The organism is Burkholderia sp. Nafp2/4-1b, from assembly GCF_003635165.1.
Classification (GTDB): Bacteria; Pseudomonadota; Gammaproteobacteria; order Burkholderiales; family Burkholderiaceae; genus Burkholderia.
The window spans coordinates 1-10,340 of sequence record NZ_ML058645.1; the positions used below are offsets into that span (position 1 = coordinate 1).

The 10,340-nt window shown below is 59.7% G+C and carries 7 protein-coding genes and 2 pseudogenes; all 9 read right to left on the bottom strand.

Annotated elements, in window-relative coordinates; translation table 11 throughout:
* Window positions 1-1,172 (bottom strand): annotated as a pseudogene (locus C7H84_RS34180) (IS66 family transposase); the annotation flags it as partial.
* 21 nt (window positions 1,173-1,193) lie between these two features.
* A complete protein-coding gene (locus C7H84_RS34185; protein ID WP_121862938.1) occupies window positions 1,194-1,493 on the bottom strand; it encodes a hypothetical protein in 300 nt (99 codons plus the stop codon).
* Window positions 1,494-1,506: 13 nt separating this feature from the next.
* Window positions 1,507-2,589, bottom strand: coding sequence for an IS630 family transposase (locus tag C7H84_RS34190; RefSeq protein WP_121862939.1), 1,083 nt, complete (start codon window positions 2,587-2,589; stop codon window positions 1,507-1,509).
* A 55-nt stretch (window positions 2,590-2,644) separates the two neighbouring features.
* Window positions 2,645-2,824: pseudogene (locus C7H84_RS34195) on the bottom strand (IS66 family transposase); the annotation flags it as partial.
* 181 nt (window positions 2,825-3,005) lie between these two features.
* Entirely contained in the window at window positions 3,006-3,227 is a 222-nt protein-coding gene (gene tnpB, locus C7H84_RS34200; protein ID WP_346428410.1) for an IS66 family insertion sequence element accessory protein TnpB, read from the bottom strand.
* Entirely contained in the window at window positions 3,224-3,550 is a 327-nt protein-coding gene (locus C7H84_RS36780) for a hypothetical protein (RefSeq protein WP_162999481.1), read from the bottom strand. The genes tnpB and C7H84_RS36780 overlap by 4 nt, the downstream gene beginning before the upstream one ends.
* 346 nt (window positions 3,551-3,896) lie before the next feature.
* Complete coding sequence (locus C7H84_RS36785; RefSeq protein ID WP_162999482.1) at window positions 3,897-6,365, bottom strand: hypothetical protein; 2,469 nt, start codon at window positions 6,363-6,365, stop codon at window positions 3,897-3,899.
* 219 nt (window positions 6,366-6,584) lie between these two features.
* On the bottom strand, window positions 6,585-7,880 hold the full coding sequence (locus C7H84_RS34215) for an IS701 family transposase (RefSeq protein WP_121862942.1): 1,296 nt from the start codon (window positions 7,878-7,880) through the stop codon (window positions 6,585-6,587).
* 75 nt (window positions 7,881-7,955) lie between these two features.
* The gene (locus C7H84_RS34220) at window positions 7,956-9,368 is read right to left on the bottom strand and encodes a hypothetical protein (RefSeq protein ID WP_121862941.1); all 1,413 of its coding nucleotides are present in this window, start codon (window positions 9,366-9,368) and stop codon (window positions 7,956-7,958) included.
* Window positions 9,369-10,340 lie beyond the last annotated feature (972 nt).

Below are 10,340 nucleotides of genomic sequence, written 5' to 3' on the forward strand. Positions count from 1 at the left end.
ACAATGAACGCCCCGTCGCGACGCCTCGCAGTGCTCGCTCGGCGATCAGATTATCGATTTCCGCACACCCATCGCTGCAGTAGTAGACGAGCGCCGGCCGGCGATTCAGTGCGTACCGAATCGCCTTGGTCGTGTCAGATTTTGCAAGAGCGTGGCAAGCGTCGCTTCGAACCAGCGCTTCATGTCATCGAGCAGCGGCACCGCCCGCGCTTGGCGCACACCGCGTCGTTCGTCGGGCGGCTTGCCGCGGATCTGCTCCTCGATCTTGTAGAGCGCGCCGATCCGGCACAGCGCCTCCTCCGTCACGGCGCTGGTGCGCACCGCATGCAGGTCGTGGAATTTCCGGCGCGCGTGAGCCATACACGCGGCTTCCTGGACGCGGCCGTCGAGATACAGCTCGGCATAGCCAGCGAACGCGTCGGCCTGCAGCAAACCGGCGAAGTCAGCAAGATGTTGCTGCGGATGCTCACCGCGGCGATCGGACGTGTAAGCGAACCAGGCCGCCGGCGGTTCGTCGGAGCCGCTCGGCCGATCATCGCGCACGTAGACCCAGAGACGTCCTGTCTTCGTGCGACCGTTGCCCGGCGCCAGCACCGGCAGCGGTGTGGCGTCCGCATGCACCTTACCGCAGGCCAGAATGTAGCGGCGCACGGCGTCGCTCAACGGTGCGAGCAGCGCCGTTATGCTACCTATCCAGTAGCCCATCGTGCCGGGATCGATCTCGACGCCGTCACGCGCGTACATCACCGCCTGGCGGTGCAGGGGAAGGTGGTACGCGAACATCGACACGGCGATGTGGGTGAGCAGCGACGGCCCAGGGATGCCCCGATCGGTCGGGCGGCTCGGGGCCGCAGCCTGCACGATGCGATCATAGCGCGCGCAGGCCAGCTTCGGACGGCGATGATGGATCACACGGAAGTGCGCACGCACGTATTCGCGTTGCTCCGCGATGTCTTCGCCCAACGGCTTGACCTGCCCACCGCAACCGGGGCAGTTATCATCCGCGGGCAGATGGACGCGCTCTTCGCGTTCAAGATGTTCGGGTAGCGGCTTGCGGCTCGCACCTTTGCGGCGCGCCGCTTTGCCTCGGGAGCGGCAGCCGCATCAGCGGCGCCTTCGTCGGCCTGCAGATCCTCCAACCGCAATTCGAGCTGTTCGATCTGGCGATCTAGTACGGCGTCCCGCAAATAGATTTAATAATTATCGGGCTGCAAATACGGCTGCAGCAGCGTGACGACCACTCCGGCCATCTCGTCGAGCGTACCGGTACCCGGCAGGGGTTCCCAACGTCCGCTACGACTGCGAAAGGCGGCACCATAACGATTGCGGCCGAGTTCGGTCAGCCGAGCCACCACGGTGGCTTCCTCATCGTCTAAGCGTTTGATCAGCAGATGACGCCCGTAGGCTTGCGTGACGATCTGCTCATGGCCGAGCAGGCTGCGCAGTTGCCGCTGCAGTTCAGCGGCATAGTGTTTGGCGGGTAAAGCAGGCATGTCGATCCCTCAATTACGATGCGCCACCTTGTAGCGGATAGCCCCTGAAACTCCATTTGAAGGGGCGCGTGGCCTGATTGTGCTCGCTGACGAATCGCTCGGTCCGCTCGCGCAGGTGCGCAGTGCTGGTGTGACTGGCGTGGCGCAGCACCCGGCGGGTATAGCGCGCAAACCAGAGTTCGATCTGATTGACCCAACTCGCGTGCAACGGCGTGAAGTGGAAGTGAAACCGCTTGCCATGCCGTGCGTTGAACTCCTGCCAGACGACCTGGGCACGATGCGTGTTCAGGTTATCCCAAACCACGTGCACTTGCTTGCCCGGGTACGCGACTGCCACGCGCTCCATGAAGGCAACCAGATCGTCCTGGGTGCGCCGATCGCGGCACTCGGCGAGCACCTTCCCGGTATGCACATCGAGCGCGGCAATCAACGCCTGGGTGCCGTGACGGATATATTCGAATTCACGACGACGCAGTTGTCCTGGCGCGGGCGAGCGTCCCGGGTGCTTGCGCTCGATGGCCTGAATGCCGGTCTTCGCGTCAATACTGAGCACCACCGCGTTTCGCGGCGCCTTGCGGTACAGTTTGCAAATCCCGTTGACCTTCTCGCGAAAAGCCGGGTCTGGACTGTGCAGCCATTGCTGGACCCGGTGCGGGCGTACATCGCCGGCCTGCAGAATGCGCTGTACGTGGCTGCGGCTGATCTGCTCGACGACGCCGCGCTCCACAGCACGCGCCGCAATCTCGTCGAGCGTCGGCGTGACCCGCCCCTCAGGTTCCTGCGCTTCACACGCCAGCGCAATTAGCTGCAGTCGCGCTTCGTGCGTGATGCGTGGCGGACGGCCACTGCGCTCGCTCTCGCGAATGCCTTGGACACCTTGCCGCGCTATGCGCTTGCGCCACAGGCAGACCGTTTGTACGGAGACCCCAAGTTCCCGCGCAATCACCGTATTGGAGTGGCCCTCGTGGGCCCACAACGCGATGCGCGCCCGCATCACATCTCGCTGCGCAGCCGTCTTCCGCTCGATCAGCGATAGCAGTTCCTGTCGTTCTTTATTCGCCAGCTTAACTGGCGTTGCATGGCGGCCTCGACTAATCTCAGCATGAGATCCGAGGCGCTTATTTATTCAACGTATTTAAGGGATGTTGTACTAGTTTCTCCGATTTCCGGCCGAACTGCATTCGGCGCAGTTTCGCGATCGTGAGCTTCAGATGCTCGATTTCGAGAGCCCGCAACGAGAGCTACTCGCAGCTCAGCTACCTGAGCTTCACGTTCAAGCAGCAACGCTCTCAGAGCGTTGATGTGTCGTCGGGCAGCGCGGTCGAGGTGATTCCGTGAGGACAGTTTACGACTGCCCACGATCGCGCGAACGCCAGTTTGCAAGGTTTACAGCACACTACGTGGGCGCGCGGCTTCGACCGGCTACCGCCAATCGAAGCCCTCGAGCAACAACGACAGCTGCGCGGTTGTCAGCGCGACCACACCAGAGTCGGCACGGGGCCAAGCAAAGCGTCATTTTTCGAGCCGCTTCGCCAATAAACATAGCCCGCCGTCGCTCCAATACAAGCACTTCAGCAGGTCACCGCGCTTGCCCCGGAACACGAACACGTGACCAGAGAACGGATCTTTCTCCAGCACCGTCTGTACCTTCGCGGCGAACGAATTGAAGCCACATCGCATATCGGTGACGCCCGCCGCGATCCAGATCCTGGTGTTTTGAGGCAGACCGATCATCGTAATATGCGATCGAGAACAGAACGCAGCACGTCCGGGTCCGGCGCGCCTTCGATGCGAATCGACGTCTTGCCATGCTGAATCTGGATCGAGCCGGACGGTATGTTGTCGGTCGCAGTCGGCACTTCGAGCGCCATCGACGGCTGAGACGATTCGTTGACAACCGGCAGCATTGCGTCTGGAATCGCATCGGCCGTTAGCAGGCCTTGCGCATGGAGGCGGCGCCATGCCCACACCTGATTGGCATTGATGCGTTCTCGCGAGCAACACGGGCGACCGACGTGCCGGGCTCGAATGTCAGCGCGACGATGGTCCGCTTCCATTCCGTGGATGTCGGCGAGTTTGCCGTTTCGGCGGGATCTCGACTGTCTGAATCACGCTGTCCACAACTCCTATCGTGGACACGACCGGTCATTCGTGTCCTTCACAGGACATGATGGCACTCGTCACCGAGCGTTCACAGACGGTACTGGTCTCGTACTTACACTCGATCGTCCTCCAGGCCGCTCGAGCACACTTCCCTGCGAGGGGCCTCCGGGGTCCGCCTTCGGGCGCGCATTTTTCTCGCTGCCCCAGGCGGCCACCGATATTCCCCGGAGCCGACCCTGGAGGCGTCGAATCATGGAACATATTGCGGTGGGCGTCCGGATGCGTGTCTCGAAAGAGAAGTCAACATGGTGACTTGCCGTAGGACGTCTGCTGTCGAAAGCCCGGCAGGCAGTCCGGCTGCTTCCCGTATCCGAAATTCCCCTTCCCCGGTCGCCGCGAGCAGAACGATCGCATATGGGGGCAACTGCAGCACACGTAACGCCTCGCTGTTCGCCGCGAGTGTGTCAATGATCTGCCCCCCGCCTGACGTGAAGCAATTCGCCCCACTTCACTTCTGGCCAGACCGAGACCAGGCGGGTCGTCATCGGGTGCATGCGTCAGCACGGGGTGATGGATTGCAATGCTTTTTAGCGTCCGTTCTCCATGGTGAACAGCCAACCGAGCGATCTCTGCCACCGTATATCCGTGATTTTTCAGCGCGGCATGATATTCGAGCACCGCATCAAGACCGCGAATGCGGTCACCGGTGGCTATCGTGGCAATCAGGAAGGGCGTGTAGCCTAGCTCAGTAAGAGATGCGTGTCGTTCGAGTATTGCCGCAAAATCGCCACGGCTTGATGGTAGTTGGTGTATTTCTCGGAGCAGATCCTCTGGGTATCCGAATGTTCGAAGTTGATAAAAAGCAGCGCTTGCCGGCGGAGCAAGCAAGTTCATATCGCGTTCCTTGGGACGTGAGCCGGTATTCGGAGGTGCGTAGCCATAGAGATCTTTCATTTGCGACATAACCCATGTCGTGAAACCTCTCGGAAAGTTGAATTCTTTCGCCTTCTCCACGACTTGATCGCGTGACAGGCCCAGACCTTGTGTTTCGCCCGAACCGATGCGCGGATGCACGGGACCGGTTAGTACGGCGTCGTACCAACAAATGGCATGGAACAGTCCGCGAGGATGCTTCGCGGTAGCTATCTCAGCCACGTGACGGGCCGTATAATCTCGGATGGATAACCTATTGTGGTAAGTCCAGACGGCACGGAGTCCCCATTCGCTGTCGGCAATCGACGCGATCTGCCGGTCCGTAAATTCCCAATCGACGAGCTGTTGCCGCACATCAGCCGGAATTGGATGATGAGGTGCGTGCGCGGGGCCAGTCGTAGGGGCATTGGGCCACGGCTCCTGAGGCTGTCGTGTGGGACCGAACAGAACCATGTGCGTAAGATGCTGGAGCGGTGTCAGATCGGGCCCGCTTGCCTGTGCGGGGTCGAGGGTCGTAGATTGATGCCGGGTGTCGTGTGTCCGAATCGCCGTTTGTAGTACCGACACTGTTCCGAGCGGTTCTGAATGGAACGATTGAGACAGAGACGCGATCGTGTTCATCGCCGTCGGCGGATACGAATGGCCGCTGGATTCCAATACACCCAGCATACGTGTTCCGTCCGGTCCGATTTGTTGGCTAACGAAAATTGATTGCTCAAGCGCCTCGACCGAACTCAGATCATCCGATCGGGCGTCCTGTGTCCCGATCGCCGGTTGTCGTGCAGACACTGCCCCGAGCGGTTCTGGATGGAACGGTTGAGACAAAGACGTGATCGTCGCCGTCGCCGGATTCGAATTGCCGCAGGATTCAAATACACCCAGCCTACGCGCTCCGTCCAGTCCGATTTGTTGGCTCATGAACAGCGATTGCTCCGGCACCTCAAGCGAACTCGGATCGTCCGGTTCCGGGCCCATATACACCTGGTGGACGCTCGGGGCAGGCTGCGGTGCCGCTTGTCCAGAAGCAGGCTGGTTGGCGACATCGCCATGTGACCATGGCAGAGCCGGTGTGGTGAAAAGGGAGGGACAAACGCCCTGAATTATCCCACCTTGCGCGCCGTCACTGACGACGTAGCCGACACGTTGCGCCTCGGCTTGGTCTGCGGCTATCATCTCGGCTCCGGACACCGATGGTGGCTCGCGGGTAGGCTCGCCCGCCATGATCAGGTTCGTGTATTGCACTACCGCGGGGTGGTCCCGAGGCAATCCGGTGATGTCTTGAACAAGCGTCTGGATCACCGCTCGCTCGGTACTGCCCCCGTCGGGAGGTGGCACCAAATTGCCTCGGCCGTCGTGCATGAACCGCATGAAGGTGCCCATCTGTGTCGCCTTGATACCATAGGCGTCACCCCACATCATCATGGGTTTAGGGCGCACGGTATCATCACCATGCTCGCCCCTCGTGATTTCTTCCAGACGATGGTTCACCAATCGGCGAAATACTTCGCTTTCCTGGTACATCTTCGCTACCAATTCCTGAACGGCGGTGACACAATGCGGGTCCGAATGTTGATCGGAGCACCACTGAAAGATCACGTTGCCAGATATATGGCGCAAGTCGAGCGCTCGCGCTCTGTCGTCCAACTCAAGTCGCGCTTGGGCAGGGGCGCGCGACATTTTGTCCAAAAGGTTGGCGGCGTACGGATTATCGCGATGGATTTCGATTACTGCTTCTACCTCTCGCGTGCCGAATTCGCGTGCCGAGATTGGCCGGGTTTCGTCTATCGCGAGAGAGCGAACCGCAGATCCGCGAACAATAGATCGGATAGGGAGCATGATGTTGTCTCGATTGGGCTGCGAATGACAACAGTGTAGGAGGTAGCCGGCGAAGCCGGCGCAATCTGCGAGCGGCTAACGCAAGAGGTCAGTGCCAGCCTTTTCGACCTCTAGTCTTACTGTGTCAACAAATCAGCATTGGACGCTAAGCAAAACGGACATCGCAGGAGCCGGCGCGCGATGTATGCAGCGATACGCCAGCGCAGCGTGGTAATGGAATCAGCCACGTGGCGCTGCGCACGCTGGGGACCCGCGTGGCACGTAATTCGAGGGTAAGGCAAATGGGTCGCGGATCGCGGAGTTTTTTTTACTATCACCTTGAATGAGGCGTTGAGCGACAAGAAACCCATAGGCAGCAATACACAACGATGCATGGTGATGGAATCCACGCCAGCCACGTCCTTCGAAATGTCCCAAGCCGAATTCCTGCTTGAGATCCTGATAGTCCCGCTCGATACGCCAGCGCATCTTGGCGACATGAACCAGACGTTCGAGCGTCGTGTCCGGGGGCATAGTCGAAAGCCAATATTTGAGTGGCTCCGCATCACCTTCGGGCCATTCGATCAGTAGCCATTCTTCATCGCGCAGCGTGGAGCGCCAGTAATCGCGGTGTGAAGCACGCACGCGCACGGCGGCAAAGCGTGAACTGAGTGCGGCGCACGTGCCTTCACGCCATATCACCGTGCGATACCGCGAGGCATCGAGCGTCAGGGCCAGATCTTTGACTCCGATCGGCTCATGTCCCGGCGCGCGCCGTAATAAGCTGCGCGGCCGGCCCGACTTCCCCGCGGAAGGTTCCGGCGATAGAGGTGCAGTACCCGGCGCCCATACGCGTGTGTTCGAGCGAATGCCCACCGCGTACTGCAATCCGAGCTCGCCGACGGCCTCGCGAAACGAGGTGTCGCCTCCATAGCCCGCATCGGCCAGAACGACACCGTCGGGCGCGCCGCTTTGCCGAGCCTCTCGCAATTGACCGGCCGCAATCTGCGGTTTCGTTGCAAACTCGATTTGCTCAGGTACGCCGGCTTTCTGTCGTCGCGCGGGATCGTCGCTCCATTCACGCGGCAGATACAGTCGATACGAGACCGGCAAGCTTGCCTCTTCCGTCGCTACCGACAGACTCACCGCCACCTGGCAGTTGTCCTGCTTGCCCAGTTGACCGCAGTATTGCCGCGCCACACCGACCGAATGCTTGCCCTTCTTGGGAAAACCCGTGTCGTCAATGATCCAGTACAACCCGCCCACCAGATCCATGTGCGGCAGCACCCAGCGCCGCACCTGCTCGAGCAACGCCGTATCGGACCATTCCGACTTAGCCACGAAATGATGCAACGACTGGTGCCGCGCGCTCACATGCTCCGGTTCCAGATGTGCCGCCAGCGGCTCGACGCTCTTGCGCCGAATTGGCAGCATCAGCCCCTGGCAATAGCCCCTCAATCCTGATGCGCGGTCGTTATGCCCCAGCGCTTCACACAAATGTTCCAGATACGACTCGAATGCTGTCTCCCAGTCCATCATTCCTCACGCCAGGGATGAAGAAGTTTTCTATAATGGCACGAATTTATTGACACAGTAAGACTAGGGCGGTGCTTATGCCAGTTCGAGGTGCACCTTCACGCGGATGGTGCGCTTGAAATTCGTGTCGTGCCAGCCGCGCGCCTCGATGTCGAACTCGCCCTCGAATACACCCTTGTCCTTGGCGAGCTGGGGGTTATCCTGGGGATCGAATTTGAGCACCAGTCGGCTGGTACGCTTTTCTTCTTCGCTGCGAAGGCCCGAGGAGCCAATCTCGACAGCGTTGTTCATTGGTTTGTATCGATCAGGTCCCATACCGTTGTCACGCCAAGCTCGCAGGTACACGGGAATACCCATTCGCGATCCTTCTGGGACGACATACATTTTGATCTGGCTCGCCTCGCCATTGTGACCGCCTTCCCAGACCATGTTCGTAGGGCCATGGGTCAGAATTTGGGACGGGACAGTAAAGGCGACGCTGCCCTTTTGTGCATCAGGCGCGATGTCCGGCGACACTACCACAGGCTGCGCGTTCGTTAGAGTGTAATGGGTATCCGATAGAAAACGGGCTTGAGGAAATACCGCTTTGATCCAGTCCACATAGCGAGAGATGCGTGGACCTACTGACCGAGCCTGGAATGGACTGTCTTTGACTGCCTCAGCATTGACGGTGCTCGAGGCGACGGCCACGATCGTGTCGTAGCCGACCTGCCGCTGCCACCACGGTGCACCGCCATCGTGCTTCGCCGTCCGGGCCCATAGTTCTCCCCCTGTCACGGGATTGAAACCGGCTTCTACACCGTGATCATTCTCAAGAAGTCGACCGACGACGGACGAACCAATCGCCCGGCGGGAGAGCGCACCTCCAGAACTGAATTCGTCGTGGCCGCCTTTCGTTCCCGGACCCCATAGGCCGTAGCCGACAAACGTGACCGGTACGCCGGTCTCGCTGTTGCCGTCATACAGGACGGGAGGCTGAATCGGCGTAACTCCGTCCGCACCGAGGATCGACGCAAGTTTGGGCAACTTCACGAGTGCGAGATCGGTTGAGAGACTGCCTAGTTTCGCGGCAGCTGGATCAAGTCGTTGAAATGGCCGGATGATTTCGCCTTCGCCGCTGGCCACCTCGGTTCCGGACCAGTCGGTAAAGGTCGCCTTGTATCGTCGGACGGCCTCATCCGTCGGGTGCGGGTGACCGTAGTCGACGCAAAGCGCGGCCGTCATGAAATACGACCATTTGCCATCAAGCGTATCGCCAATCCACGTCGCGGTGCAATGGCCGTTCAGGTATCCGACGGCATGAAACCGAGGCTCGCGGCTTTGCTTTTGCAGCGTCGCCATCGCCCTGCCGGCCGTACCGCGGACGTCAAAAGCGTTCCCACCGAGACGAACGAAGTCATTGTCACTGATGACGATTGCGTGGCTCGTTGACACGTACATCGCGACGGCAAGGACGAGGGCGCCACGATCAAACTGGTTGATTCTCATGGGAGCAGGTGCACAAGGTGAAGAAGGGCTTCAGACGATGAAGGAAAGGCCGATGCACGGCTCCTAGAAAACGTTCACGTTCACCCAGCTCGTCGGCCCTGCGGCCGCTCTTCGCCGAGGCGCAATGCGGCGTCAACATCGTCATTGCGCGGAGATCCCTCGCGCACGATCTCGGTGGGAGCAATGCCGTTCGGAGAAAACTGGGCGGCATTACTACTTTCTGGAAACGACGCGCCAGGTTGTAACTTCGCTCGCGATGTCCAGCTCAATCTGAGCCATTCATTCTCAGTTGGGGACCGTCTCCGCAGCCATGTTTCAGCGATTCATTCATTTCGGCGCACGCCGTGACTCGCGGTACGTCAAAAGCGACGTGTGAGCAGACGCACGCCATCAATCGAGGCGGGGGAGCACGATCGGGAGCCCGGGTTGGAGCCCTTGCCGCATCAATTCACGAGTTGATGGCGCGTCAGGTGCAGTGCCCAGTGCGACAGCCTAATGATTTGGTCCGTGCTCCTGGCCAATCGCCGATATCGTTTCTTCACATGGCCGAATTCGATGATCCCGGAATGGATGATGCTCAGCGCGTGCTATTGCGCTTCATCGAGTGGCTCATCTCATGGGAGACATCGTAATTCTATGACGTCGTGACGTTGTGAAGAAAGTCTTCAGCTTGATCGTCACGTTTCCAATCCAAATATGGCCTTTGCTCGACCCGCCGTTCCGGGCGATAGCGATATATTGTGAGTGCTTTGTAACGAATTGTGCCACGAATTCAAACAGAGTAGTCGAACGTACCGAGATTGGACGGCGGCGCGAGCGCTCTGCCGTCAATATGATATTTCGAGATGGATCGTGAGCATACTGTCACGCGAACCCTCCTTTTGCCCCTGTTCCGACGCATAGCCGTGGCACGATAAGCTCGGCGTTCTTGCAACGCCTCACACGCAATCCCTAAGAGGCCAGTTCAAAAAG

Excerpts from the sequence above, each read along its gene's own strand:
- C7H84_RS36785 (WP_162999482.1), bottom strand. The coding sequence starts at position 6,365 with ATGCTCCCTATCCGATCTATTGTTCGCGGATCTGCGGTTCGCTCTCTC.
- C7H84_RS34185 (WP_121862938.1), bottom strand. The coding sequence starts at position 1,493 with ATGCCTGCTTTACCCGCCAAACACTATGCCGCTGAACTGCAGCGGCAA.
- C7H84_RS34220 (WP_121862941.1), bottom strand. The coding sequence starts at position 9,368 with ATGAGAATCAACCAGTTTGATCGTGGCGCCCTCGTCCTTGCCGTCGCG.
- C7H84_RS36780 (WP_162999481.1), bottom strand. The coding sequence starts at position 3,550 with ATGGAAGCGGACCATCGTCGCGCTGACATTCGAGCCCGGCACGTCGGT.
- tnpB (WP_346428410.1), bottom strand. The coding sequence starts at position 3,227 with ATGATCGGTCTGCCTCAAAACACCAGGATCTGGATCGCGGCGGGCGTC.
- C7H84_RS34215 (WP_121862942.1), bottom strand. The coding sequence starts at position 7,880 with ATGGACTGGGAGACAGCATTCGAGTCGTATCTGGAACATTTGTGTGAA.